Origin of the sequence: Arthrobacter sp. MP_M4 (genome assembly GCF_035984855.1) — a bacterium.
Classification (GTDB): domain Bacteria; phylum Actinomycetota; class Actinomycetes; order Actinomycetales; family Micrococcaceae; genus Arthrobacter.
On sequence record NZ_JAXCHX010000015.1, the window covers coordinates 54,483 to 79,639 of the forward strand.

General features: G+C 67.3%; 24 protein-coding genes. 21 read left to right on the forward strand and 3 right to left on the reverse strand.

Translation table 11 applies throughout. From position 1 onward, the window contains the following. Positions 1-20: 20 nt before the first annotated feature. Positions 21-1,367, forward strand: coding sequence for a histidine--tRNA ligase (gene hisS / locus RCH15_RS12195; protein WP_326960925.1), 1,347 nt, complete (start codon positions 21-23; stop codon positions 1,365-1,367). On the opposite strand, the gene RCH15_RS12200 is transcribed toward hisS, so the two are convergent. After that, complete coding sequence (locus tag RCH15_RS12200; protein WP_326960926.1) at positions 1,364-2,656, reverse strand: APC family permease; 1,293 nt, start codon at positions 2,654-2,656, stop codon at positions 1,364-1,366. The two genes, hisS and RCH15_RS12200, sit on opposite strands and share 4 nt — an antisense overlap. Before the next feature lie 108 nt (positions 2,657-2,764). Here RCH15_RS12200 and aspS point away from each other — a divergent pair, with 108 nt between their 5' ends. Next, complete coding sequence (gene aspS, locus RCH15_RS12205) at positions 2,765-4,546, forward strand: aspartate--tRNA ligase (RefSeq protein WP_326960927.1); 1,782 nt, start codon at positions 2,765-2,767, stop codon at positions 4,544-4,546. Positions 4,547-5,277: 731 nt separating this feature from the next. Then, a complete protein-coding gene (locus RCH15_RS12210; protein ID WP_326960928.1) occupies positions 5,278-5,736 on the forward strand; it encodes a hypothetical protein in 459 nt (152 codons plus the stop codon). A gap of 93 nt (positions 5,737-5,829) precedes the next feature. Here RCH15_RS12210 and RCH15_RS12215 read toward each other — a convergent pair whose 3' ends face one another. Beyond that, positions 5,830-6,477, reverse strand: a complete 648-nt coding sequence (locus RCH15_RS12215) for an acVLRF1 family peptidyl-tRNA hydrolase (RefSeq protein ID WP_326960929.1) — start codon at positions 6,475-6,477, stop codon at positions 5,830-5,832. Positions 6,478-6,536: 59 nt separating this feature from the next. On the opposite strand from RCH15_RS12215, the gene RCH15_RS12220 reads away from it, so the two are divergent. From RCH15_RS12220 to nusB, 14 genes are all read left to right on the forward strand, one after another. Further along, on the forward strand, positions 6,537-7,982 hold the full coding sequence (locus tag RCH15_RS12220) for a replication-associated recombination protein A (protein ID WP_326960930.1): 1,446 nt from the start codon (positions 6,537-6,539) through the stop codon (positions 7,980-7,982). Between the two features lie 189 nt (positions 7,983-8,171). Beyond that, the gene (gene rpsD, locus RCH15_RS12225) at positions 8,172-8,798 is read left to right on the forward strand and encodes a 30S ribosomal protein S4 (protein ID WP_326960931.1); all 627 of its coding nucleotides are present in this window, start codon (positions 8,172-8,174) and stop codon (positions 8,796-8,798) included. A gap of 145 nt (positions 8,799-8,943) precedes the next feature. Next, on the forward strand, positions 8,944-9,318 hold the full coding sequence (locus tag RCH15_RS12230) for a DUF948 domain-containing protein (protein ID WP_326960932.1): 375 nt from the start codon (positions 8,944-8,946) through the stop codon (positions 9,316-9,318). A gap of 19 nt (positions 9,319-9,337) precedes the next feature. Further along, positions 9,338-9,604, forward strand: a complete 267-nt coding sequence (locus RCH15_RS12235) for a DUF6167 family protein (protein WP_442784514.1) — start codon at positions 9,338-9,340, stop codon at positions 9,602-9,604. 162 nt (positions 9,605-9,766) lie between these two features. After that, positions 9,767-12,445 (forward strand): alanine--tRNA ligase, encoded by a 2,679-nt coding sequence (gene alaS / locus RCH15_RS12240; protein ID WP_326960933.1) that lies wholly within the window; start codon positions 9,767-9,769, stop codon positions 12,443-12,445. A gap of 10 nt (positions 12,446-12,455) precedes the next feature. Next, positions 12,456-13,049, forward strand: a complete 594-nt coding sequence (ruvX, locus tag RCH15_RS12245) for a Holliday junction resolvase RuvX (RefSeq protein WP_326960934.1) — start codon at positions 12,456-12,458, stop codon at positions 13,047-13,049. 1 nt (position 13,050) lies between these two features. After that, entirely contained in the window at positions 13,051-14,604 is a 1,554-nt protein-coding gene (mltG, locus tag RCH15_RS12250) for an endolytic transglycosylase MltG (RefSeq protein WP_326960935.1), read from the forward strand. After that, positions 14,601-15,518, forward strand: a complete 918-nt coding sequence (locus RCH15_RS12255; RefSeq protein ID WP_326960936.1) for a shikimate dehydrogenase — start codon at positions 14,601-14,603, stop codon at positions 15,516-15,518. The genes mltG and RCH15_RS12255 overlap by 4 nt, the downstream gene beginning before the upstream one ends. Before the next feature lie 26 nt (positions 15,519-15,544). Next, complete coding sequence (aroC, locus tag RCH15_RS12260; protein WP_326960937.1) at positions 15,545-16,744, forward strand: chorismate synthase; 1,200 nt, start codon at positions 15,545-15,547, stop codon at positions 16,742-16,744. Positions 16,745-16,755: 11 nt separating this feature from the next. Further along, positions 16,756-17,349, forward strand: a complete 594-nt coding sequence (locus RCH15_RS12265; protein ID WP_326960962.1) for a shikimate kinase — start codon at positions 16,756-16,758, stop codon at positions 17,347-17,349. Next, positions 17,346-18,437, forward strand: a complete 1,092-nt coding sequence (gene aroB, locus RCH15_RS12270; protein WP_326960938.1) for a 3-dehydroquinate synthase — start codon at positions 17,346-17,348, stop codon at positions 18,435-18,437. Before RCH15_RS12265 ends, aroB begins: the two co-directional genes overlap by 4 nt. Beyond that, positions 18,437-18,955 (forward strand): tetratricopeptide repeat protein, encoded by a 519-nt coding sequence (locus RCH15_RS12275; protein ID WP_326960939.1) that lies wholly within the window; start codon positions 18,437-18,439, stop codon positions 18,953-18,955. The genes aroB and RCH15_RS12275 overlap by 1 nt, the downstream gene beginning before the upstream one ends. A gap of 179 nt (positions 18,956-19,134) precedes the next feature. Beyond that, complete coding sequence (efp, locus tag RCH15_RS12280; protein WP_326960940.1) at positions 19,135-19,698, forward strand: elongation factor P; 564 nt, start codon at positions 19,135-19,137, stop codon at positions 19,696-19,698. Continuing rightward, positions 19,698-20,108, forward strand: coding sequence for a transcription antitermination factor NusB (gene nusB, locus RCH15_RS12285; protein ID WP_326960941.1), 411 nt, complete (start codon positions 19,698-19,700; stop codon positions 20,106-20,108). Before efp ends, nusB begins: the two co-directional genes overlap by 1 nt. Positions 20,109-20,203: 95 nt before the next feature. Here the strand turns inward: nusB and RCH15_RS12290 are convergent, their stop codons facing one another. Continuing rightward, complete coding sequence (locus tag RCH15_RS12290; protein WP_326960942.1) at positions 20,204-21,484, reverse strand: PrsW family intramembrane metalloprotease; 1,281 nt, start codon at positions 21,482-21,484, stop codon at positions 20,204-20,206. Between the two features lie 135 nt (positions 21,485-21,619). Here RCH15_RS12290 and pyrR point away from each other — a divergent pair, with 135 nt between their 5' ends. Genes pyrR through RCH15_RS12310 form a run of 4 tightly spaced genes read left to right on the forward strand, consistent with a single transcriptional unit; the run spans position 21,620 to position 25,144 of the window. After that, positions 21,620-22,219, forward strand: a complete 600-nt coding sequence (gene pyrR, locus RCH15_RS12295; RefSeq protein WP_326960943.1) for a bifunctional pyr operon transcriptional regulator/uracil phosphoribosyltransferase PyrR — start codon at positions 21,620-21,622, stop codon at positions 22,217-22,219. After that, complete coding sequence (locus RCH15_RS12300; protein ID WP_326960944.1) at positions 22,216-23,250, forward strand: aspartate carbamoyltransferase catalytic subunit; 1,035 nt, start codon at positions 22,216-22,218, stop codon at positions 23,248-23,250. Before pyrR ends, RCH15_RS12300 begins: the two co-directional genes overlap by 4 nt. Continuing rightward, positions 23,250-24,626: a dihydroorotase gene (locus tag RCH15_RS12305; protein ID WP_326960945.1), complete on the forward strand. Its 1,377-nt coding sequence runs from the start codon at positions 23,250-23,252 to the stop codon at positions 24,624-24,626. The genes RCH15_RS12300 and RCH15_RS12305 overlap by 1 nt, the downstream gene beginning before the upstream one ends. After that, positions 24,626-25,144 (forward strand): PH-like domain-containing protein, encoded by a 519-nt coding sequence (locus RCH15_RS12310; RefSeq protein WP_326960946.1) that lies wholly within the window; start codon positions 24,626-24,628, stop codon positions 25,142-25,144. The genes RCH15_RS12305 and RCH15_RS12310 overlap by 1 nt, the downstream gene beginning before the upstream one ends. The last annotated feature ends 13 nt before the right edge of the window (positions 25,145-25,157 follow it).

Consider the following 25,157-nt stretch of genomic DNA (forward strand, 5'->3'; position numbering starts at 1 on the left):
ACCTGAGGAGAAAACCCACCATGGCACGCACCGCCTCCCTGTCCGGATTCCCCGAGTGGCTTCCCGAGGAGCGGCTGGTGGAGCTGCATGTGCTGGACACGCTGCGCCGGGTTTTCGAACTGCATGGATTTTCCTCCATCGAAACCCGCGCCGTGGAAACGGTGGGCCAGCTGCTGCGCAAAGGCGAGATCGACAAAGAGGTGTACGGGCTGAGCCGGCTGCAGGAGGACGACGGCGCAGAGCCCGGGTCGCAGAAGGGTGATCCGCATGCCTTGGCCCTGCACTTCGACCTCACCGTACCCTTTGCCCGGTATGTCGTGGAAAACGCCGGCTACCTCGCCTTCCCGTTCCGCCGATACCAGATCCAGAAGGTCTGGCGCGGTGAGCGTCCGCAGGAAGGCCGCGCCCGCGAGTTCACCCAGGCGGACATCGATATTGTGGGCGACGGAGATCTGCCGTTCCGTTACGACGTCGAGATCGCGCTGGTCATTGCCGAGGCCCTCAGCGCCCTGCCGATCCCGGATTTCCTGCTTCGGATCAACAACCGCAAACTGGCCGAGGGTTTCTACAACGGCATCGGCCTCACTGACACCGCCGGCGTGCTGCGCAGCATCGACAAGCTGGAAAAAATTGGTGCCGCCAAGGTGGCAGAGCTACTCAAGTCCGAGCTTGGCGCCACCGACGAGCAGGCCCGGTCCGCCCTCAAGCTGGCCTCGATCCGCACCGGGGACACCTCCTTCGTGGCGCAGGTCCGGGCCTTCGGGGTCAGCAACGAGTTGCTGGAGGAGGGCCTGACCGAACTGGAGCAGGTCATCGCGGCCGCCGTCCAGCGGGCGCCGGGCAAGGTGGTCGCCGACCTCAGCATTGCCCGCGGACTGGACTACTACACCGGCACCGTCGTGGAAACCGTTCTGGTGGGCCATGAACAGCTTGGTTCGATCTGCTCCGGCGGACGTTACGACGCCCTCGCCAGCAAGGGAAACCGTAAGTTCCCCGGCGTCGGGCTCTCCATCGGCGTCACCCGGCTGGTGTCCAGGATCCTCAGCCAGGAGCTCGCCACGGCAACCCGGTCCGTGCCGACCGCCGTGCTGGTGGCGCTCAGCAGTGATGACAGCTGGGGTGCGGCGCAGGACGTCGCCGCGGAGCTCCGCAGCCGGGGTATCGCCACCGAGGTGGCGGCCAAGGCGGAGAAGTTCGGCAAGCAGATCAAGTTCGCTGACCGCCGCGGTATCCCGTTCGTCTGGTTCACGGACGAGGAGGGCAAGCACCAGGTCAAGGACATCCGCTCCGGGGAACAGGTCGACGCCGATCCGGCCGCCTGGGCGCCGGCCGCCGAGGACCTGCACGTCAGGGTACTGAAAGCCTAGGCGGTTCGCCGGAGCCGGCGCCTCAGCACCAGGTAGCGCCCCGCCACGCCCGTGGCCAGCACCGCTGCCATCCCCAGCGCGGAGGCCGGCGGCAGGGTTGCGGCCAGGAGCAGGCAACCGACGAAGCCCAGGACATTCAGCCAGCGCGGCGCGTGCCGGGGACGCTCGGACAGGGTGAAGGCGGCAGCGTTCGTCACCGAGTAGTAGACCAGCACGCCGAAGCTGGAGAAACCCACCACGGTCAGCACGTTGGTGGTCAGCAGCAGCACCAGCACGGCGGCCGCGACGGCCAGCTCGGCCAGGTACGGAACCGGGTGCGTGCCGCCCACCCGGGCGAGCGGTGCCGGCAGGTCATGCTCCCGCGCCATGGCCAGGGTGGTCCGGCCCACTCCGGTGATCAGCGCCAGGAGCGCGCCAAGGCACGCGGCGGCCGCCCCCGCCTGGACTACCGGGGCGCCGGCGCTGAGCTGTGAGCTGGTGACGGCGTCCAGCAGCGGTGCCGAGGAGCCTGCGAGTTGTTCTGCCGGCAGATGCCACTGCAACAGCAGCGCCAGTCCAAGGTAGATGGTGAATGCCGTTGCCAGCGCGGCGAAAATGGCCCGTGGAATGGTGCGCGCCGGATTCCTGACCTCTTCGCCCAGGGTTGCGATCCGGGCGTAGCCGGCGAAGGCGAAGAACATCAGCCCGGCGGCGGGCAGCACCCCCCAGCCGCCCGCCGCGGCCGCGGCACCATCGCCGGGGGACGCAGGATGCGGGCCAAGGATGGCCGCAGCCACCACGAACGCCAGGGTAGCGAGCACCACGGCCAGGAGTATCCGGGTGAGCAGCGCCGTCCGGGTCACGCCCAGCAGGTTCACGCCGGTCAGGACCACGACGGCGGCGACGGCCACCGGCGTCGCGAACTCCGGCGCCACATAGTGGCCAAAGGTCAGGGCCATCGCCGCGCAGGAAGCGGTCTTACCGGTCACGAACCCCCAGCCCGCAAGAAAGCCGGGCCACTCGCCCAGCCGGATCCGTCCGTAGACGTAGGTGCCGCCGCTGGACGGGTACTTGGCTGCCAGCTGGGCCGAGGCCACCGCATTGCAGTAGGCGATGACCCCGGCCAGGGCGACGGCGCCGGCCAGCAGGGAACCGGCCAGGGCGGCCGCCGGTGCGAAGACCACAAACACGCCGGCGCCCAGCATGGAGCCGAGCCCGATCGCCGTGGAGTCGAGAACGCCCAGGCTGCGCGGCAATTGCCGGGCGCCGCCCGCGTCGGGGGCCGGCGTGCTTTGGGGGCGGCTTGCCATGGCGGGAGGGGCCTTTCCAGCGGGTAAACTCGTACGGGATCGTTGCTGTTAGCGATCTTATAAAACATGAGTTCTGATTTCCCTCTGTCTTCTTCAGAAAGGCGTGCTGTGCTGCGCACACATGACCTCGGATCCCTTCGCTCCGAGCACATTGGACAAACTGTTTCCCTCGCCGGCTGGGTCGGCCGGCGTCGTGACCACGGTGGTGTCGCTTTCGTTGACCTGCGCGACGCCTCAGGCGTGGCCCAGGTGGTGGTCCGTGAAGAGGAAGTGTTCCACGGGCTGCGCAACGAGTTCGTGCTGCAGGTGACCGGCACAGTCTCCCGCCGCCCCGAGGGCAACGAAAATCCCGCGCTGGCTACTGGCGAGATTGAGGTCATGGCCGAGAAGGTCACTATCCTCAACACTTCCGAGCCGCTGCCGTTCCAGATCGACGAGCACGTGGAAGTCGGCGAGGAAGCCCGCCTCAAGCACCGCTACCTGGACCTGCGCCGCCCCGGTCCCGCCCGCAACATGCGGCTGCGCTCCGAGGCCAACCGCGTGGCACGTGAGCTGCTCCACCAGGACGGCTATGTCGAGATCGAAACGCCCACGCTGACGCGTTCGACGCCGGAAGGCGCCCGCGACTTCGTGGTCCCCGCACGCCTGGCGCCGGGCTCCTGGTATGCACTGCCGCAGTCACCCCAGCTGTTCAAGCAGCTCCTGCAGGTTGGCGGTTTCGAGAAGTACTACCAGATTGCGCGCTGCTACCGCGATGAGGATTTCCGCGCGGACCGCCAGCCGGAGTTCACCCAGCTCGACATCGAAGCCAGCTTCGTGGAGCAGGATGACATCATCAAGCTCGGCGAAAGCATCGTCCAGGCACTGTGGAAGCTGATCGACGTCGAGATCCCGACGCCGATCCAGCGCATCACCTACCACGACGCGATGGCCCGCTACGGCTCGGACAAGCCCGACCTGCGCTTCGGACTGGAGCTCACCGAGCTCACGGAGTTCTTCAAGGACACCAACTTCGGCGTCTTCAAGGCACCCTACGTTGGCGCCGTCGTGATGCCGGGCGGCACGTCCCAGGCCCGCCGTGCGCTCGACGCCTGGCAGGAATGGGCCAAGCAGCGCGGCGCCAAGGGCCTGGCGTACGTCCTGTTCAAGGAAGACGGCGAACTCGCCGGTCCCGTCGCCAAGAACCTGACCGACACCGAGCGGGCCGGCCTGGCCGCGGCTGTCGGCGCGAAACCGGGTGACTGCATCTTCTTCGCCGCCGGGGAGAAGACGCCGTCGCGTGCCCTGCTGGGAGCCGCCCGGGTGGAAATAGGCCACCGCACCGGCCTGATCAACCCGGGCGACTGGGCGTTCTGCTGGGTGGTGGACGCGCCGATGTTCGAACCCGCCGCGGCTGCCGTCGCGTCCGGCGACGTAGCTGTGGGCGCCGGGAAGTGGACCGCGGTGCACCACGCGTTCACCTCGCCCAAGCCTGAGTTCATGGACAGCTTCGATAAGGATCCCGAAGCCGCGCTGTCCTACGCATACGACATCGTCTGCAACGGCAACGAAATCGGCGGCGGCTCCATCCGAATCCACCAGGGCGATATCCAGGAACGGGTCTTTGAGCTCATGGGCCTGGACAAGGCGGATGCCGAGACCAAGTTCGGCTTCCTGCTCGAGGGCTTCAAGTTCGGCGCCCCACCCCACGGCGGCATTGCGTTCGGCTGGGACCGGGTGGTGGCGCTGCTGGCCGGTGTCGAGTCCATCCGGGACGTCATTGCCTTCCCTAAGTCCGGCGGCGGCTACGATCCGCTGACGCAGGCTCCTGCTCCGATCACGGCGCAGCAGCGCAAGGAAGCCGGGGTGGACTTCAAGCCCGAGGCCAAGAAGGCGGACGGCACCAAGTAAGCTCACATGATCATCAGGAAAGGCTCCCCGGGCAACCGGGGAGCCTTTCCTGTCGGATCTGCTGTTCTGAAAATCCCGCGGGAAGGCCGGACGATGCGCCGGACGGAAAGGCCCCGTGGTAGCGGAACCACAGGCGTCCTTCAGCGATTCCACGGCGACTGGGATGGCACGTCAGCTGCCCGGCTTGGCCGGCGAAGGGGGGCCAGAGCGGGGCTTCGACGTTGCCGTTCCGCAATTCCTCGCGGGCCCGGCGGCGGCGGAGTGTGGGCCGGTGGAGCCGGGGAAGGGTGAGCCGCAGGAAGGGCACGTCCAGCCTCACGATGGTGCCGGCAGGTCCGCATCGCGGGGACAGCTGGACCGTTAGGGCCCGTCAGGTCCTTGCCGCCAGGCGGAGTTCGGAGAATTTCTTTCCGGAGCGGCCGCAGTTTCTGCGGTCGATTACCGGTGCCGCCGTACACTCGATATATCCAGTCGATCGAAATACTAGCGGACACATGGGGCCGGACGAACACCCACGTGTTCTCCTGAACCGGATTCTGGCTTCGCGGGCGCGGGGCCGGAAGATCGACCGACTGCATGGGGGAGAAATGATGAAGAAGGATTCAACAGGGCGGCAGATTTTGTGGGCGCCGACGCGGCAGGCGGCACCCGCGCCGGTTAGGCGCCCGGCCGGAACGTACAGGTTCAGCGACCGCTTTATTAAAACGGCGACCACCGTCCTAGTAACTCTTATGCTGGTCTCGGTCATCGCCGGGTTCATCATCGGGCCGCTCAGCGACACTGTCGATGGCGAGGCAGGAGACGCGCTCGGTATTACTGCTGCGGTGCTGGTGATCGGCGGACTCGTGGTGCCACTTCTTCTCGCGGCAGTCCTCGGCGGCGAAGCTATCCGGGCCGGTGCCGGCATCATCGGCTTCTTCCTCATTGCCGGCTTGTTCGCTGCGGTCGCCGGAGGCACAGAGCCGGGCCTGGAGTTGCTTGGGCCGGCCTGGACACCCTGGGCGTTTTGGGGCGGTGTCGCACTGATGGCCCTTTCGGTCATAGCCTTCTGGATCGTCGGCTGGATCGCGCGGGTGCCCATGTGGCTCCAGGCCCCCTTCACCGGCTCGCCACGCGTCGTCGTGCGTGGCTTGAGCGATAGCCCGACGGACGTCGTCCTCCCGAACGATCTGGACGAACGCCGGCCGTGAGGCGGTCCTGCGCCGTTTCGACGGGTAGCGGCGCATTCGATGTAAACGCACGTCGAGCCGGGCGCGCAGCCGTCGAAATGGCAGCGGGGGAACTTACGACGGCGGGTCCGTCACCAGGATCCGCACCGCACACAGGTCCGCAGCCGCCTTTTTGAGCACGACTGCCCGGGGGTCCGGAACGTCCAGGAACTGCAGCCTCGGTTGCGCGGCATATTGCTTCAGCACCGGTTCGGCGAGGACCTGTTCGGCCAGGGTCCGGTCGCCGCCGGGCGCCACGTAGTCGATCCGGTGCTCCGCGAAGATCCGGGCGGCGTGGGCCGCGACAGCCTCCACCAGGGCATCGGCCTGGTTGGCCCGGCGCCGGGCAAACCGTTGCTGGGACCAGCCTCCGGCAGCGGTCCGGGACTGCACATGGCGGGTGCCGGTTTTGCTGGCGAGGACCTGCCCCTCGGACACTACTGCCACGGAGTAGCCGCCGCGGCGGACCAGTACCGCCCCGATACGCCGGGGCTGGGACGCCAGGGATGCGAGCCGGTCGACGGCGTCGCTGCCGCGTCCGGGCCGCCCGTCCGCCGGCCAGGGCGGCCGAAGCAGGGCCACCGCGCCGTCCGCAGCCCGCAGCTGCAGCCCGCCGTCGAGCTCCTCCTCGGTCAGCCCCCCGTGGCTCGCCGCAAAACGCTGCACCCAGCCCGGCAGCCGGGCGCCGGAGACGAATGCCACACGGGTTTCGGGGCTTGCCATGGCGGAGTCTCCGTTGGAAGGGTGTCGGGGCGGGCAGGAACTAGAAGTAGCCTATCTATGTGGATGATCTCTTTGGCGCAGGACGGGACAGCGGCACCGCTCCCGAGGACGACGGCGACGCCGAAGAGACGCCCGATGCAGGCTCCGCCCGCCGCGGGGCGTCCCCGCGCAGCCCCTTGGCCGTCAGGATGCGGCCGCGGACCCTCGACGACGTGGTGGGCCAGCAGCACCTGCTGGGGCAGGGGTCGCCGCTGCGCCAGCTGGCCGCAGGCACCGACGCCACCGGCCCCGCAGGACCCAGCTCGCTGATCCTCTGGGGACCGCCCGGCACAGGCAAGACCACCCTTGCCCACGTCATCGCCAAGGGCCCCGGCCGTAAATTCGTGGAGCTTTCCGCCATTACCGCGGGCGTCAAGGACGTCCGCCGTGTCATGGATGAGGCTCTCACCGCCCGTGACCTGTTCAAGACCACCACGGTGTTGTTCCTGGATGAGATCCACCGGTTCAACAAGGCGCAGCAGGATGCGTTGCTGCCCGGGGTCGAAAACCGCTGGGTGGTCCTGGTCGCCGCGACCACCGAGAACCCGTCCTTTTCGGTGGTCTCGCCGCTGCTCTCGCGGTCCCTGCTGCTGACGCTTAAACCCCTCACCGATGCCGACGTCGAGGGCCTGCTGCTGCGGGCCGCAGCCGACCACCGCGGCCTCGGCGGCAAAGTCGAACTCAGCGGCGAAGCGCTGGGCCACCTGGTCCGGCTCTCCGGCGGGGACGCCCGCCGCGCGCTGACCGCGCTCGAGGCGGCCGCCGGTGTCGCGTTCGGCGACGCGGACGACGCCGGCGGCGTCGACGGAACTGGGGCCGCGGATACGCCAGTGAAGATCGAACTCAAGCACACGGAACGAGCCCTTGACGTCGCGTCGGTTCGCTACGACCGTGCCGGCGACCAGCACTACGATGTTGCCAGCGCGTTCATCAAGTCCATCCGGGGTTCGGACGTCGACGCCGCCCTGCACTACCTCGCCCGGATGCTCGAGGCGGGGGAGGACCCCAGGTTCGTGGCCCGGCGCATCGTCATCTCCGCCGCTGAGGACGTCGGCATGGCAGATCCGACAGCGCTGCAGACCGCCGTCGCCGCCGCCCAGGCCGTGCAGTTGATCGGCATGCCGGAGGGCCGCATCATCCTGGCCGAAGCGGTGGTTCATCTCGCAACCGCACCTAAATCCAATGCCGCCTACCTGGGGATCAACCAGGCGATCGCCGATGTCCGGGCCGGCCTCGGCAACGGCATCCCCGCCCACCTGCGCGACGCCCACTACCCGGGTTCCAAACAACTCGGCCACGGGCAGGGCTATAAATACGCCCATGACGCGCCGCATTCGGTGGCCGCCCAGCAGTACCCGCCGGATGATCTGGTGGGCCGGAACTACTACGAACCGACCGCCAACGGCGCCGAACGGGACATCTCCACCCGGCTTGAGCGGCTGCGCAGGATCATCCGGGGCAAGTGAGCGCCGTTCCCGGCATGGTAAAGTTGTTCGTTGTCTGGCAAGGCACGGACGCTCAATCCACCACATTTCGGCTTTCCGCCGTTGAGATGGGTTTGCCCTGTGCCCAGTAGCAAAAGGCAGCGGTTGGCCGATGCTCTCCATGATGGAGGCCAGTAACACTGACACACCGCAGATATTGGAAGGACACAAGTGGCTAACAACACTCGTGCTCGCCGGACAGCACGCCTCTCGCGTGCACTCGGCATTGCTCTCACCCCCAAGGCCGCCAAGTACATGGAGCGCCGTCCGTACGGCCCCGGTGAGCATGGCCGTGCCCGCAAGAAGCAGGACTCCGACTACGCCGTACGTCTGCGCGAAAAGCAGCGCCTGCGCGCCCAGTACGGCATCCGCGAAGCCCAGATGACCCGCGCCTTCGAAGAAGCCCGCCGCACCAAGGGCCTGACCGGTGAAAACCTGATCGAACTGCTCGAAATGCGTCTCGACGCCCTCGTGCTGCGCGCAGGTTTCGCCCGTACCATCGCTTCTGCACGCCAGCTGGTTGTGCACCGCCACATCATGGTTGACGGCATCCGCGTTGACCGCCCGTCGTTCCGCGTCTCCGAGGGCCAGTTGGTCCACGTTCACAGCCGCAGCGAGACCATGGCCCCGTTCCAGGTTGCAGCAGCCGGCGCCCACCGCGACGTCCTGCCCATGGTTCCGGCCTACCTGGACGTCAAGCTTGACGCCCTGCAGGCACGCCTGGTCCGTCGCCCCAAGCGCTCCGAGGTCCCCGTGACCTGCGAAGAGCAGCTCGTCGTGGAATTCTACGCACGCTAGATCCAACGCGACACCTTACAAAGAAGCCCGTGGCAAGCGCCGCGGGCTTCTTTGTATGTAAGGTACTTGGGGGAGTTCTGCGGCCGCCGGCTGTATCAGCCGGCGGCGCCCGCAGGGACACGACGCAATAAGGAGATGAACGACTATGACTGGTGGCGATATTGCCGGCCTGATCGCGGCCGGAGTGTTTGCACTGCTGGTCCTGCTGCTCGCCGTGCCGATTCTGAAGCTCGGGGGAGTGTTCGATGAAGTGCGGACCTCCATCCGCTCCATCAGCGACGGCGCCACTCCACTCATGGACGAGGTCACGGCAACCGTGTCCACCACCAATGAGCAGCTGAAGAAAGTCGACGGGATCGCGAACAACGTCTCCGACGCGTCCGCCAATATCTCGGCGTTGTCCTCGCTTGTGGCCGCCACTGTTGGGTCGCCGCTGATCAAGGTTGCCTCCTTCAGCTACGGCGTGCGCACGGCGTTCGCCGCCCGCAAAAAGCCCGCTACCGGCCGCCGCAGCCGCTGAACCCCGCTGGAGACCTGACATGAAGCGAATCATCTGGATGGGCATCGGCGTCGCCATCGGCGTCATCGCGTTCCGCAAGATCACCGAAGTGCAGTCCACCCTCGGCCCGGAAGGCCTCAACCGGGCGGCGGGCCGGCTCGCCGACGGCCTGTACGACTTCGCCGACGCTGTCCGGGAAGGCATGACCGAACGGGAGACCGAACTACGCGCTGCCCTCGGCATTGACGCCGGCCTGGAGAAAGCCATCGTCCTCGGCTCCGCCGGCAAGGATGCAGTCCGGCGCTAGCCGGGAGAGAATTGAAAGACGGCGGCGCCCGCCACGGGCCCGCCGGTGCGGACCAACGCCGGACCACCGTTCCGCACAACCACGCGTGAACCACGACCACCGCGAAGAACAATCACCGCGAAGCACAACCACCGTGAATATTGAAGGGTACGTAATCAGCTCATGAAGTCGCAGGAGATCACCAAGCGCTGGATCGACTTTTTTGTCAGCAAGGGCCACACGCCGGTCCCCTCGGCGTCCCTGGTCTCCAGCGACCCCTCCCTGCTGTTCACCGTGGCCGGCATGGTTCCATTCATTCCCTACCTGACCGCCCGGGAGGAATCCCCGTACAAACGCGCCACCAGCGTCCAGAAGTGCATCCGGACCGGCGATATTGAGGAAGTGGGCAAGACCGCCCGGCACGGCACGTTCTTCCAGATGTGCGGCAACTTCTCCTTCGGCGATTACTTCAAGGAAGACGCCATCAAGTTCGCCTGGGAGCTGCTAACCACCGGCGTCGGCGACGGCGGCTACGGACTGCCGCCCGAGCGGCTCTGGGTCACCGTCTACGAAGAGGACGACGAGGCGGAGCAGCTCTGGCTCACCAACACCGGCATGCCCGCGGCGCGGATCCAGCGGATGGGCAAGGCGGACAACTACTGGTCCACCGGCCAGCCCGGCCCGGCCGGCCCCTGCTCCGAGATCTACTACGACCGCGGCCCGTCCTACGGTGTCGAGGGCGGCCCCATCGCCGACGAGAACCGCTACGTGGAAATCTGGAACCTCGTGTTCATGCAGTACCAGATCGACAACGTGCGCTCCAAAGTGGACTTCGACATCACGGGCGAACTGCCCAAGAAGAACATTGACACCGGTCTCGGCATGGAACGTCTGGCGATGATCCTGCAGGACGTCGAGAACATGTACGAGACGGACCAGGTCCGCCCGGTCATTGACAGGGCCGCGGAGCTCTCCGGCCGGCCCTACACTTCGGCCGAGACCCCGGAGGACCCCCACCACACTGATGACGTCCGGATGCGCGTGGTCGCGGACCATATCCGTTCCTCCCTGATGTTGATCGCCGACGGCGTGACCCCCTCCAACGAGGGCCGCGGCTACGTGCTGCGCCGCCTGATCCGCCGTGCTGTGCGCTCCATGCGCCTGCTCGGCGTCGAAAAGGCCTGCCTTCCGGAGCTGCTGCCCGCCTCACGTGACGCCATGAAGGGCGTCTACCCGATCGTGGAGACGGACTTCGACCGGATCAGCCGCATCGCCTACGCCGAAGAGAAGGCGTTCCTGCGCACCATAGCCTCCGGCACCGCCCGGCTTGAGGACGCTGTCAAGGAATCCCAGGCCGCCCACCGGCCGCTCTCCGGCGCCGACGCCTTCGCCTTGCATGACACCTACGGGTTCCCGATCGACCTCACCCTGGAAATGGCCGAGGAAGCCGGGCTCAAGGTCGACGAGCCCGAATTCCGCAAACTCATGCTCGAACAGCGCCAGCGCGCCCAGGCCGACGCCAAGGGCAAGAAAGGGTCCCACGCGGACCTCAGCGCTTTTCAGGATCTGCTCTCCGCCGGTGAGACCGTCTTCACCGGCTACACCGAACTCGCGGGCGAGTCCACGGTCCGCGGCATCCTCGCCGGCGGTCGCAAGGTTTCGCAGGCGTCCACCGGTGAGGAAATCGAGCTGGTCCTCGCCGAGACCCCGTTTTACGCCGAGGCCGGCGGCCAGGCAGCCGACACCGGCCTGATCACCGGCGACGGCTTCGTTGTCGAAGTCCTCGACGTCCAGCGCCCCCTCAAGGGCCTGAGCGTGCACAAGGCAATTGTCCGCGAGGGTGAAATCGGCTCCGACTCGCAGGTCCTGGCAGCTGTGGACCGCGAACGCCGCCACGCCGCGGAGCAGGCCCACACTGGCACGCACATCGTGCACGCGGCCCTGCACCAGATCCTCGGTCCCGAAGCGCTGCAGCGCGGCTCCTTCAACAAGGCCGGCTACCTGCGCTTCGACTTCGCGTGGGGCGAGGGCCTGAGCCCTGCCACCCGCTCCGAGATCGAGGAAGTCTCCAATATCGCCATCCGCAACAATTACCGGGTGGAGACCAAGGTCATGGGTCTCGCCGAGGCCAAGGCTCTCGGGGCCATGGCCCTGTTCGGTGAAAACTACGGCAACGAAGTCCGGGTCGTGGAGATCGACGGCGCCTGGTCCCGTGAACTCTGCGGCGGCACGCACGTCGGGAACACCTCCCTGATTGGCAGCCTCTCGCTGCTCGGGGAGCAATCCGTCGGGTCAGGAAACCGCCGCGTCGAGGCTTTTGTCGGCATGGATGCCTTCCGCCACCTCGCCGCGGAACGCGCCCTGGTCACGGAACTCACTGACATGCTCAAGGTTCCCTCCGGTCTGCTCGCGGACCGGATCGCCGCCACCTTGACCAAGCTCAAGACTGCCGAGAAGGAACTTGAGCGCATGCGCAAGGAACAGCTCACGGCAGCGGCCGGACAGCTCGTGGGCACAGCCAAGGACGCGGCCGGCATCAAGGTCATCGCGCACGACGCCGGCCACGTCAGCGGCGCGGACGACCTCCGCGGCCTGGCCCTTGACCTGCGGACCCGCCTCGGCTCCGAGCCGGCCGCGGTCGCCGTCGCCGGTGTCAGCAACGACCGCCCGGTCATCCTGATCACCACGAATGACGCCGCCCGGTCGGCCGGAGTCAAGGCTGGTGCCCTGGTGCGTCTGGCCGCCGGCATCCTCGGCGGCGGTGGCGGCGGCAAGGACGACGTCGCCCAGGGCGGCGGCACCGACGCCACCAAGGTCGGCGAGGCCCTCGCCGCCGTCGTGGACGCCATCACCCGGCGATAACGGACCAGCCATGAACGACACGGCCGTACCCGGCGGGTACCTCCACGGCGTTAAACTCGGGGTCGACGTCGGCACTGTGCGGGTGGGCGTGGCAGTCTGCGACCGTGACGGCATTCTGGCCACGCCGTTGCGCACCTTGGATCGGAATGCGAAGAAGAACTCGGACGTGCGGATCCTCGCGGCCCTGGCCGAGGAACTTGGCGCCGTGGAGATCATCGTAGGGTTGCCCCGGACGCTGAAAGGCGAGGAGCACGCCTCGGCGCGGATGGCCACGGATTATGCGCAAATACTGGCAAGTAGACTACGGGAGATCGGTGCTGAGGTTCCGGTGCGGCTGGTGGACGAGCGGCTCAGTACGGTTTCCGCCCACCGGCACCTGCACGAAGCTGGCATGAGCAGCCGGAACCACCGTAAAGTGGTTGATCAGGTTGCGGCCGCAGGTATTCTGCAACACGCGATCGATATGCAAAAGGCCAGGGGGACGGAGATTGGAATCCGCGTCTACGCGGATGCCACACCGGGGCCAACCGGGGACGGCGCACAGGCCGGCCCGGCACTAAACGAGCATTCTGCGTCACGCATTTTGCCCAAAATGGAAGGCTAACGTGAGCCCGGTCAACAGTGACGACTCCTCCGGCGATGCATTCGACGACGCCGAACGAGGGCTGACGCGCAAGGAGCCCAGGGCCCAGGAGACGCGCCACGGCACTGACGGCCATTCCGCTGACGGCCATGACGCTGAAGGTTACGGCACTGAAGGTTACGGCATTGCAGGTTACGGCACTGCAGGTTATGACACTGTCCAGCCGCTGGAGCCCGGGACCGGGGCGGGTACCCCTGCTCCCGGTACGCCGGATCTGCCTCCGGCGGACCCTACTGTGCACGAAGTGACCGCAGAAAGCCACGCCGGGTACGACGCCGCCGGGTACCCTCTCGATGAACACCCCGCGGACGGCCATCCGCTTGATGAACTCCCGCATGATGAACACCCCGCGGACGGCCATCCGCTTGATGAACTCCCGCATGATGAACACCCAGAGGAAGATGGCCGCGTTGTGCTGGCCGAAGGTGCCGCAATCCGAACGTCCAAGAGCCCGTCCAGGAAGGTCCGCCGCAGGCGTCGCATCTTTGCGTTGTTGCTGACCCTGATCGTTTTTGTGGTGGCAGTCGCTGTCGGTGCGCAGTTCCTCAAGCCCTTGCTGGGCGGGGACACCGTAGCTGATTATCCCGGCCCCGGAACCGGTGAAGTGCTCATCACCGTTCCGCCGGGCTCAGGGCCGAAGTCCGTGGCCACGGAGCTGCAGGCGAAGAAGGTCGTGGCCAACGCCGACTCCTTCCTCAAGGAGTTCCTGGCCTCCGGCGGGGCGCTGGCCCCCGGGGACTTCACCATGCGCAACGAAATGAAGAATTCCGACGCCGTCGCGGTGCTGCTGAACAAGGACCAGGAAAAGGTCATGTACGTTGCCCTCAGCGCCGGCCTGCGCATCGGCGAATCACTGCAGGCCATCTCCGAGGGCACCGGCGTGGCGGCGTCCGACCTCAAGGCACTTAACGAATCGCCCGCGCAATTCGGCGTCCCGGCCAAGGCCAAGAACCTCGAGGGCTTCCTGGCCCCGGGCGAGTACCGGTTCCCGCTGGGCACACCCGCCAAGGACGTCCTGCAAAAGCTCGTAACCACCACGCTGGACGAGCTGAAGTCCCAGGGCGTCACCGATCCGGCAAAACAATACGACGCCGTCACCGTTGCCAGCATCGTCCAGGCCGAGGGCGGCCAGGCGGAATACGGCGATGTGGCCGGCGCCATTTACAACCGCCTCAAGCCTGACAACACCGAGACGATCGGCCTGATCCAGTCCGATGCGACGGTAACCTACGGGCTCGGCATTAAGAGCTTCCACATCGACGAAGCGCAGAAAGCCGACAAGTCCAACCCCTATAACACCTACGCAAACCCCGGCCTGCCGGTGGGACCCATCGGTTCGCCGGGCAAGACCGCGATCGACGCGGCCGCCAACCCCAAGGTGAACGATTACCTTTACTGGGTGACCATCAACCTGGACACCAAGGAGACCCTGTTCTCCAAGACCCTCGCGGAGCACAACACGAACGTGGCCAAGTACAACGCGTGGTGTGAGGCGAACGCCGGCCGCTGCGTATGATGCCCCGGGCAGCCGTGCTCGGGCACCCGATCAGCCACTCCAAGTCCCCGGCCCTGCACCGTGCAGCCTACGATTTTCTCGGCGTGGCGCTGGATTACGCGGCGGTTGACGTGACCGAGGACGCCCTGCCGGGCTTCCTGGCCCGGGTCCGGAACGACCTCCGGCAGGGGAAGAGTTGGCGCGGCCTGTCGGTCACCATGCCGCTGAAGTCCGCGGTGGTCCGGGAACTCGATGAGGTGCGCGGCGTGGCCCGCGACCTCGGCGTCGTGAACACGGTCGCGTTCGAACCCATCGGCCCCGTAACCGGCCCCCTCCGCCTGATCGGCTACAACACCGACGTCGCCGGAATCGTCAACGCCCTCCGCCACGCCGGCGCCGCTTCCGCGCCCACCGCCGTCGTCCTGGGCGGCGGCGGGACGTCCGCCGCCGCCATCGCCGCGCTGAAGATCCTGGGTGCGCCGCGAGTTGACGTTTTCGTCCGCGATGTCAGCCGTGCCGCGGAGGCCCGGGCGGCTGCCGCCGCCGTCGGCCTCCCGGTCCGGGTTCTTCCAATGGCCGGCGTCGCAGCGGCAGCAGCCGGGGCCGACGTCGTAATATCCACCCTTCCGCCAAGGGCAGCGGACCCGCTGGCCGCAGACCTGGCGCAGGCGTTCGCACACCGCGCGGGCGACACCGACGCAGAAACCGCACAGGCCCGGCCCGGGGTTCTGCTGGACGTCGCCTACGACCCGTGGCCCAGCCGGATCGCTTCCGCCTGGCAGGAGGCCGGCGGCGCCGTCGTGCCCGGGCTCGAGATGCTCATTTACCAGGCCGTGGAACAGGTCCGGCATTTCACCGGCCTCGGGGACGCCATGCCCCCGGAGGTCATAGATGTGATGTGTGACGCAGTCGGTGCGCCCCGACGGGTGTTCTAACCGCCTTACATGGCAGGATGGATTTTATGCTGCGTTGGTTGACTGCCGGAGAATCCCATGGGCCGGCCCTGGTCGGAATTATTGAAGGCGTGCCCGCCGGTGTTGAACTCACCAGCGCGCAAATCGCCGATTCGCTGGCCCGCCGGCGGCTCGGCTACGGCCGCGGAGCGAGGATGAAATTCGAACAGGACGCCGTCACGATCCTCGGCGGAGTCCGCCACGGAACTACCCAGGGCGGCCCGGTCGCCATCCAGGTGGGCAACACCGAATGGCCCAAGTGGGAGCAGATCATGTCTGCTGACCCGGTGGACCCGGACATCCTCGCCAACCAGGCCCGCAATGCGCCGCTGACCCGGCCCCGGCCCGGCCATGCTGACTTCACCGGCATGCAGAAATACGGCTTTGACGAAGCCCGGCCCGTGCTGGAGCGCGCCAGCGCCCGGGAAACGGCGACCAGGGTGGCCCTTGGCACAGTCGCCTCCGCCTTCCTTGGACAGCTCGGCATCGAGCTCGTCTCCCACACCGTGTCGATTGCCAGCACCTCAGTGCCTGAAGGCCGGCCGCTGCCGGTTCCCGGCGACGTCCTGGCCCTCGACGCGGACCCGCTGCGCTGCTTTGACCGGGAAACCTCCGACGCCATGGTCGCCGAGGTCGATGCCGCGCACAAGGAAGGCGAAACCCTCGGTGGAGTCGTCGAGGTCCTCGCCTACGGACTTCCGCCGGGGCTGGGCAGCTACGTCCATTGGGACCGCCGCCTCGATTCACGGCTGGCGGCTGCCTTGATGGGCATCCAGGCCATCAAGGGTGTCGAAGTGGGCGACGGGTTCCTCACGGCGTCGCGCCGCGGGTCGGCCGCCCATGACGAAATCGTCAAAGACGCCGACGGCAGAATTATCCGCACGTCCAACCGCGCCGGCGGCATCGAGGGCGGCATGAGCATCGGTGACGTCCTGCGCGTCCGCGCCGCCATGAAGCCGATCGCCACGGTGCCCCGGGCCCTGCGCACCATCGATGTCAGCACCGGCGAGGCCGCCAAAGCCCACCACCAGCGCTCGGACGTTTGTGCGGTTCCCGCAGCCGGCGTCGTGGCCGAGGCCATGGTGGCCCTGGTCCTGGCCGAGGCGGTCACCGAAAAGTTCGGCGGCGATTCCGTGCAGGAAACCGCCCGCAACATCAAGGGTTACCTGGACAACATTCCGGCGTCCCTGGACTCGATCGGGCAGTAGTGCCGTCCGACATGCCGGCCCCGCCGGCCAGGACGGGTGCCCGGCCCATCGCACTGATTGGACCCATGGCCGTCGGCAAGTCAGCCATCGGACGCCAGTTGGCGTTGCAACTGGGAGCCTCGTTCGTGGACACCGACGTCGTGGTGGTCGCCGCACACGGATCCATCGCCGACATCTTCGCCAGCCGTGGTGAGTGCACGTTCCGTGAACTCGAGGCCAGGGCCGTCGCCCGGGCCATCGAAGACGCACTCGGCAGCAACACGGTGATCTCCCTTGGCGGGGGCGCCGTGCTGGACTCCGGCACACAGCAATTGCTGGAGCACTGTACCGTGGTCTACCTTGAATGCGATGCGGACACCGTGGCGGAGCGCATTGCCAGGAACGCCAGCCGTCCCTTGCTGGCAGGGGACGCCATGGAGCGTTGGAAGACGTTGTTCGCCACCCGGCGGCCGGTCTATGAACGGCTCGCCGACGTGGTGCTGGACGTGCGGAGCGGGTCCGTTCCGGACATCGCGCACCGGCTGGAAGATGCGCTGCGCGGGTTCGCCACTGCGGAAACCGCAGCCGGACCCGCGGCGGCGGCAACAAAGGAAGTTGAAAAGTGATCACCGAATCAACCGTTATCAGCGTCACTGGGCAGACCGTTGCCGAGAATTACGACGTCGTGGTGGGCCGCGGCCTGCTGGCGCGCCTTCCGGGACTGCTGGGGGAGCGGGTCAAACGCGTCCTCGTTATCCACCCGCGGGCGCTGCGCCTCACCGGCGACACGGTCCGGGAGGAGCTCGCCTCGGCCGGATTCACGGCCCTCACAGCGGAGATCCCGGACGCGGAAGAAGGCAAGCACATTGAGGTGGCGTCCTTCTGCTGGCAGGTACTGGGCCAGAACGACTTCACCCGCTCCGACGCCGTCGTCGCAGTCGGCGGCGGGGCGGTCACGGACCTGGCCGGCTTCGTGGCTGCGACATGGCTGCGCGGCGTCAAAGTCATTCACATGCCCACCTCCCTGCTGGGGATGGTGGACGCGGCCGTCGGCGGCAAGACCGGCATCAACACCGCCGAAGGCAAAAACCTTGTGGGCGCCTTCCACCCTCCCGCCGGTGTCCTCGCGGACCTCGACACCCTGGAGACCCTGCCCCGGAACGAGATGATCTCCGGCATGGCCGAGGTCATCAAGTGCGGCTTCATCGCCGACCCGGCCATCCTCGACCTGCTCGAAAAAGACCCGGCTGCCGTCACGGATCCCCGCTCGGACGCTGTGCGGGAGCTCATCGAACGGGCCATCACTGTCAAGGCACGGGTGGTTTCGGAGGATTTGAAGGAAACCGGCCAGCGCGAAATCCTCAATTACGGCCATACCCTGGGCCACGCAATCGAGCTTGCCGAGCGGTACTCGTGGCGCCACGGCGCCGCCGTCTCCGTCGGCATGATGTTCGCCGCGGAACTGGCGCGCAGTGTCGGCCGTCTCAGCGACGCCGACGCCGACCGGCACCGCAGCATCCTGGAAAGCCTCGGGCTGCCCATCACCTACCGGCGCGACCGGTGGCAGGCGCTGCTCGATGGCATGCGCCGGGACAAGAAGTCCCGTGGCGACCTGCTGCGCTTCGTGGTGCTCGACGGCGTGGCCCGCCCCGGCATCCTCGACGTTCCGGATACCTCGCTGCTGTTCGCCGCCTACCAGGAGATCGCCTCCTGATGGCCCCGGTCCCAGGCGGCACCAGTGATTGGCCGGACGCCGGATATCCCGGGATCAAAATCAATCCGGAGAGCCTCGTGCCGCAGATCGTCAACCCGGACGCGGTCGCCACCGCGCTGGCAGCTTCGACCGACCCCGGTGACCTGATTTTTGTCCGCCTCGTCGAAGGCCATCCCGCTGAGGCCGCCGAGCTGCTCGCCGAAGCCCGCTACAGCGATCCCTCCTCCCTGCGCCTGCGCATCTTCGAAGCCGACGTCCTGCGGGTCTCGCACCGGCTCGACCGGGCCGTTGACCTGTTCCGCCAGCTGCTGGCAGAAACGCGCGGGACACCGGACGAGGCCGTCATCCGCCAGCACCTCGGCCAGTCCTACTTCGCCAGCGGCAACCCGGGCGCCGCCGTCGAAAATTTCACGAAGGCCCTGGACCTCCGCGTGGCCGGGTCAGCCGACGCGGCACTGATTTACGCCGCCACGGTGGCGCTGCAGCGGGCGCGCTACGTCCTGGAACTCGACGCCTGAGCCGCCCGGGCCGGGGCCCCGGCCCGGTAGGTTGGGGCCCGTCCGGCAGCGGAACGCCAGAACCGGTAGAATGGTTCTTGGATTTTTGATAAACACGCGCTGGCGGGCCCGACGGCATGCCTGCCTGGCATAAGCGGCTGGTGGCTAGAACCAGTCAACAATGAAACTAAGAGGGAATTGTGGCAACCACTAACGACATCAAGAACGGAACCGTCCTGAAGCTGGAAGGCCAGCTTTGGAACATCATCGAGTTCCAGCACGTCAAGCCCGGCAAGGGTGGAGCGTTCGTGCGCACCAAGATGCGCAACGTGATGTCCGGCAAGGTCGTCGACAAGACCTTCAACGCCGGACTTAAGATCGAGACCGCCACGGTGGACCGCCGTGACTACCAGTACCTGTACCAGGACGGCGCCGACTTCGTCTTCATGGACACATCCGACTTCGACCAGCTCACCGTTTCCGGTGCCACCGTCGGTGACGCTACCAACTTCATGCTCGAAAACCAGATGGTCAACATCGCCATCCACGAGGGCAACCCGCTCTACATCGAACTGCCCCCGAGCGTCGTCCTCGAAATCACCTACACCGAGCCGGGCCTGCAGGGTGACCGTTCCTCCGCCGGCACCAAGCCCGCCACGCTCGAAACCGGCTACGAAATCCAGGTGCCGCTGTTTGTCGAGAACAACACCAAGGTCAAGGTGGATACCCGTGACGGCAGCTACCTTGGCAGGGTCAACGACTAGTGAGTGCACGCGGTAAAGCCCGCAACCGGGCTCTGGATGTTCTCTTCGAAGCGGAGCAGCGCTCGGTGTCGGCACTCGATGTGCTGAAGTCCCGCCGGGAGGTGACGGACCAGATCGTCAATCCCTACACCCTCGACATCGTCGAAGGAGTTCTCTCCCACCAGGTGGCCATCGATGAATTCCTCGAAACCTACTCGCAGGGCTGGACGCTGGAGCGGATGCCGTCGGTGGACCGCATCATCCTGCGCATCGGCACCTGGGAGCTGCTTTACAACGACGACGTCCCCGACGGCGTTGCTGTCAGCGAGGCCGTGGCGCTGGCCAAGACCCTCTCCACAGACGAGTCCCCGCAGTTCATCAACGGGCTGTTGGGCCGGCTCCAGCAGCTGAAACCCTCACTGCTCGCCTGACGACCCGCCACGCTCCACATGAACCCCGCCCGGGTGTCCCGGGCGGGGTTCCTGGGTTCGCAGGGAACATGCGTTCCAGGCTCCATCCGCCGGGGTCAGCCGAGGACGGCGGCCCGGAGTCCACCGATCCCGGCGAGCTGGTGCTGCTCGTCGAGCTGATGCGCCGGGACGTCGCGGCCGCTGAGGATCCGCTGACGCGTGAAGGCGAGGTCGGTGGCGGAGCGGAGCAAGGCTTTCATCTGCGGGCCGCGGCCGATGGACCTGGCCCAGCGCAGGGCCGCCCGCCGGCCGCCGGCAGTGGCCAGCATGTCCACCTCGGCGGCGGTGAACCAGCCCGCCGCCGCGTACTCCTTAAGCCGCTGGCGGGTCAGCCGCCGCTCCGCCACCCGCAGCAGCACAATAACCACCACCGCCAGCAGGAAGATGGGGACCTGGACCAGCAAGTACTGTGCCAGGAAGTCCCGGCCCATGCTGTTCCAGCCGCTGTGCAGCAACATCGCGGGAACGAGGCCCACGACGAACGCGAGAAGCATCAGGCCGGTGCCCCCGCGGCGCGCGGCGAAACCCAGGATGAGTCCGGTGGTGCCCGTGAAAATGGCGTGCGCGAAGGGGGACATGACCCCGCGCAGGAAGAACACCACGGCGAGGTCCGTTCCGGGGTCGCTGGACACGGCGATAGCCCGGCCAAAGTAAAGGATGTTCTCGGTGAACGCAAAACCGGCCGCGATCGTGAAGGCAAACACCACCCCGTCCACCGGCCCGTCGAAGTGTTTCCGGGCGAGGAGCAGGAGCAGCAGCAGGCCCAGTGACTTGGCGAATTCCTCCACCACCGGTGCCTGGACCGTCACGGCGAACGTCGTGGAGTCCAGCCCCGACGCGGGTCCGGCGATCAGCGAGAAGTAGGGTTGGAGCAGGATCGTCACGGCGATGGACACCACCGATCCCCAGCCAAAGGCGAATAACAGCAGGGGCTTGGGCTCAGGCTCCCACCGGTCAATGAAGCGCACTGTCAACAGCACGGTGGCCAGCGGAATCAGCGAAGCGATAAAGCCGATAACAAAACCGGACCCGCCGGTGCTGCCCAGCAGGAAGGGCAGCACCAGGAACAGGCTCATAAACGCGAGGAAGCCGCCGCCCACCACGAGCCCCACGACGCCGGCGGACCCGCGCCGGCGCTGGACCGGCGGGAGGACCGGCGTCACGGCGGCGGGACGCACCGGTTGGAACGGACCGCCGTCGGGGGCCGGAGCCTGCCGGTAGTACTCCGGCTGGACGTGCCCCAGCCACGTTGGATTCGCCTGCTGGGGCAGCGGCCGCCGGCTGCCGGGGGAGTATCCGGGGTGGTTCTGCCCGGGGCGCGGCTCATTCGTGGTCATGGTTTGAGCCTATGTCCCTGTGAGGTTAAACGCATGTCGGCGGGGCCGGGCCGCAGGTGTCGCTGTGGTAATTTGGAACCGCAAACAATCCTTTTTTAATTCCGTCCCGTGAGGCGGGGAAAGGGGAGACGAGCGTTGACTTCTGCTCCAGAAGCACCGGTTCCGGCCAAGGTTGTACTCACCCGTGTAGTACTGAACCAGGCGGACATCGACCGTGCACTCACTCGTATCGCCCATGAGATTCTCGAGTCCAACAAGGGCTCCCAGGACCTGGTCCTGCTGGGTATTCCGCGGCGCGGGTACCCCCTCGCCGTCCGGCTCGCAGCCAAGATTGCCGCCGCCGACCCCACCGTGGATCCCGCCGCGATCGTCGGTCAGCTGGATGTGACCATGTTCCGCGACGACCTTTCCCACCAGGCCACGCGGCCGCCGTACCCCACCCTGCTGCCCCGCACCGGCATCGATAACAAGGTGGTGGTGCTGATCGACGACGTCCTGTATTCCGGCCGCACCATCCGGGCCGCCCTCGATGCCATCATCGACCTCGGCCGTCCGCGGATCGTCCGGCTGGCAGTGTTGATCGACCGCGGCCACCGCGAACTGCCTATCCGCGCCGACCACGTCGGAAAGAACCTCCCCACCTCCTCCGTCGAGAAAGTCCGGGTCCGGCTGGCCGAGACCGACGTGATCGACGGCGCCCCCGTCAACGAAGTGGTCATCGAGGCCACCGCGTGAGGCACCTGCTCTCCACCGAAGACCTGAGCCGGTCCAACGCGATCCGCATCCTCGACACCGCCGAGGAAATGGCGGCCGTGGGCGAACGTGAGGTTAAGAAACTTCCCACCCTGCGCGGCCGGACCGTCGTCAACCTCTTTTTCGAGGACTCCACGCGCACCCGCATTTCCTTCGAAGCCGCCGCCAAGCGGCTTTCCGCCGACGTCATCAACTTCGCTGCGAAGGGATCCTCCGTCTCCAAGGGCGAGTCCCTCAAAGACACCGCCCAGACGCTGTCCGCGATGGGGGCGGACGCCGTCGTCATCCGGCACTGGGCCTCCGGCGCCCCGCACCGGCTCGCGGCGACGGACTGGATCGACGCCGCCGTCATCAACGCCGGCGACGGCACCCACGAACACCCCACCCAGGCACTGCTGGACGCCTTCACCATGCGCCGGCACTGGTCCAGGCTGGCCGGCATCCCCTCGGCCGGGGCAGACCTCACAGGCATGCGGGTCGCGATCGCCGGTGATGTGCTGCACTCCCGGGTGGCGCGCTCCAACGTGTGGCTGCTGCGCACCCTCGGCGCCGAGGTCACCCTGGTCGCCCCGCCGACGCTGCTGCCGATCGGCGTTGAAAAGTGGCCGTGCACCGTCAGCTACGACCTCGACCTGACCCTCGCCCGCGGCGTCGATGCGATGATGATGCTCCGCGTCCAGGGCGAACGGATGAACGCCTCGTACTTCCCCACCACCCGCGAGTACTCCCGCCGCTGGGGCTTCGATGACAACCGGCTCCGCGCCCTGGACAGCCTGGGCCTGAAGGACACCATCATCCTGCATCCCGGGCCGATGAACCGCGGCCTGGAAATTTCCTCGAACGCGGCCGATTCGCCCCGCTCCACGGTCCTCGCGCAGGTCCGCAACGGTGTGTCCATCCGGATGGCGGCCCTGTACCTGCTGCTCTCCGGCGACACCCGCGAACCGGCTTCGACCTCCCATGCCCCCTCCGCAGAGCACACCTCCGCCCACGCCACCAAGGAGAGCCACTAATGGCACCACAGCACCAGGACGCAGCCGCCGGCGCCTATCTGATCCGCGGCGCCGCCATCCTCGGCGGAGCCCCCGAAGATCTCCTGATCCGCGACGGGATCATCACCGAACGGGGCGGGAACCTCGACGCCGGCAATGCCACAGTCCTTGAGGCGGCCGGACTGGTGGCCCTGCCCGGCATGGTGGACATCCACACCCACCTGCGCGAACCCGGCCGCGAGGATGCCGAAACCGTGGAGACCGGCACCCGCGCCGCGGCCCTGGGCGGTTACACAGCCGTCCACGCGATGGCCAACAGCACCCCGGTCGCGGACACTGCCGGCGTCGTCGAGCAGGTCCTCACGCTGGGCCGCGCCGCCGGCTGGGTGGACGTCCGCCCGGTGGGTGCCGTCACTGTGGGCCTCGCGGGGGAGCAACTCGCCGAACTCGGCGCGATGGCGGACTCCCGCGCCCGGGTCCGGGTCTTCTCCGACGACGGCGTCTGCGTCAGCGACCCCGTCCTGATGCGCCGCGCCCTGGAATACGTCAAGGCGTTCGACGGCGTCGTTGCCCAGCACGCGCAGGAACCGCGGCTGACCGCCGGCGCGCAAATGAACGAAGGCGTGGTCTCCGCCGTCCTCGGCCTCACCGGCTGGCCCGCCGTCGCCGAGGAAAGCATCATTGCCCGCGACGTGCTGCTCGCCCAGCACGTCGGGTCCCGCCTCCACGTCTGCCACGTCTCCACCGCCGGGTCCGTGGAGATCATCCGCTGGGCCAAATCCCGGGGTGTCAACGTAACCGCCGAGGTCACGCCGCACCACCTCTGGCTCACGGACGAGCTCGCCCGCAGCTACGATCCCGTCTACAAGGTCAACCCGCCGCTGCGCACCGATGCCGATGTCCAGGCGCTGCGGGCCGCCCTGGCGGACGGCACCATCGACGTCGTCGGCACCGACCACGCCCCGCACCCCAGCGAGCACAAGGAATGCGAATGGGCGCAGGCCGCGATGGGCATGACCGGACTGGAAACCGCGCTGTCCGTGGTGCAGCACACCATGATTGAAACCGGCCTGATGGGCTGGGCCGACTTCGCCCGGGTAACCTCCGCCGCGCCGGCCGCGATTGGCAGGCTCACCGACCAGGGCCGCCCGCTAACTCCCGGCGAACCCGCCAACGTCATACTCGTGGACCCGGCTGCGCGTTGGACCGTGGACCCTTCTAAGATGGCAACCATGGGCCGTAACTCACCGTTTGCCGGCCGGGAACTTCCCGGCAAGGTGGTGGCGACGTTCTTCAGGGGCCACCCGACCGTTCTCAACGGAGCACTCAACACCCCCTACCGGTGGCTCCCGGAGACGACAGACCTGCCCGGCGCCGCAACGGCGGGGTCCCACTGATGGTCAAGGAACTCTCCCTGCTCCTGGTCCTGGTCCTGGTCGGCGTCGCGTTGTTGCTGATCTGGTTCGGCTGGCGGAACCGCCTGCGCCGGCAAGCCGACGTCGACCCGCTCCCGGAGGTCCCGGCGGAACTGGGCGCGGCGCTGGCAGTCGCCGACGGCCAGTACGTCGCCACCACCACCGCCGGTGACTGGCTGGACCGCATCGCGGTCCACAACCTGGGTTTGCGCACCAACGCCGAACTCAGCATCCACCCCCAGGGCGTGCTGTTCGAGCGTTCCGGCGCCGGACCGGTCTTCATTCCGGCCGCCCGCCTCACGGGGGTTCGGCGGGAAAGCGGCATGGCCGGCAAATTCGTCGAGAAGGACGGGCTGCTGGTGATCAGCTGGATGCTGGGCACCCGCGAACTCGATTCCGGCTTCCGCACCCGCCACGCCAGCGACAACACCCACCTCCTCACCACCCTGCAAAATTTGATCCCCGCGGCCCCCCAGGCCAATGCCGAAAGTGGAAAGTAACTTACGTGACGGA

Bases quoted from the DNA above. Each gene is read 5' to 3' on its own strand.
- hisS (WP_326960925.1), top strand. From the start codon at position 21: ATGGCACGCACCGCCTCCCTGTCCGGATTCCCCGAGTGGCTTCCCGAG.
- RCH15_RS12200 (WP_326960926.1), bottom strand. From the start codon at position 2,656: ATGGCAAGCCGCCCCCAAAGCACGCCGGCCCCCGACGCGGGCGGCGCC.
- RCH15_RS12210 (WP_326960928.1), top strand. From the start codon at position 5,278: ATGCTGGTCTCGGTCATCGCCGGGTTCATCATCGGGCCGCTCAGCGAC.
- RCH15_RS12215 (WP_326960929.1), bottom strand. From the start codon at position 6,477: ATGGCAAGCCCCGAAACCCGTGTGGCATTCGTCTCCGGCGCCCGGCTG.
- RCH15_RS12230 (WP_326960932.1), top strand. From the start codon at position 8,944: ATGACTGGTGGCGATATTGCCGGCCTGATCGCGGCCGGAGTGTTTGCA.
- RCH15_RS12235 (WP_442784514.1), top strand. From the start codon at position 9,338: ATGAAGCGAATCATCTGGATGGGCATCGGCGTCGCCATCGGCGTCATC.
- alaS (WP_326960933.1), top strand. From the start codon at position 9,767: ATGAAGTCGCAGGAGATCACCAAGCGCTGGATCGACTTTTTTGTCAGC.
- ruvX (WP_326960934.1), top strand. From the start codon at position 12,456: ATGAACGACACGGCCGTACCCGGCGGGTACCTCCACGGCGTTAAACTC.
- RCH15_RS12255 (WP_326960936.1), top strand. From the start codon at position 14,601: ATGATGCCCCGGGCAGCCGTGCTCGGGCACCCGATCAGCCACTCCAAG.
- aroC (WP_326960937.1), top strand. From the start codon at position 15,545: ATGCTGCGTTGGTTGACTGCCGGAGAATCCCATGGGCCGGCCCTGGTC.
- RCH15_RS12265 (WP_326960962.1), top strand. From the start codon at position 16,756: ATGCCGGCCCCGCCGGCCAGGACGGGTGCCCGGCCCATCGCACTGATT.
- RCH15_RS12275 (WP_326960939.1), top strand. From the start codon at position 18,437: ATGGCCCCGGTCCCAGGCGGCACCAGTGATTGGCCGGACGCCGGATAT.
- RCH15_RS12290 (WP_326960942.1), bottom strand. From the start codon at position 21,484: ATGACCACGAATGAGCCGCGCCCCGGGCAGAACCACCCCGGATACTCC.
- RCH15_RS12305 (WP_326960945.1), top strand. From the start codon at position 23,250: ATGGCACCACAGCACCAGGACGCAGCCGCCGGCGCCTATCTGATCCGC.
- RCH15_RS12310 (WP_326960946.1), top strand. From the start codon at position 24,626: ATGGTCAAGGAACTCTCCCTGCTCCTGGTCCTGGTCCTGGTCGGCGTC.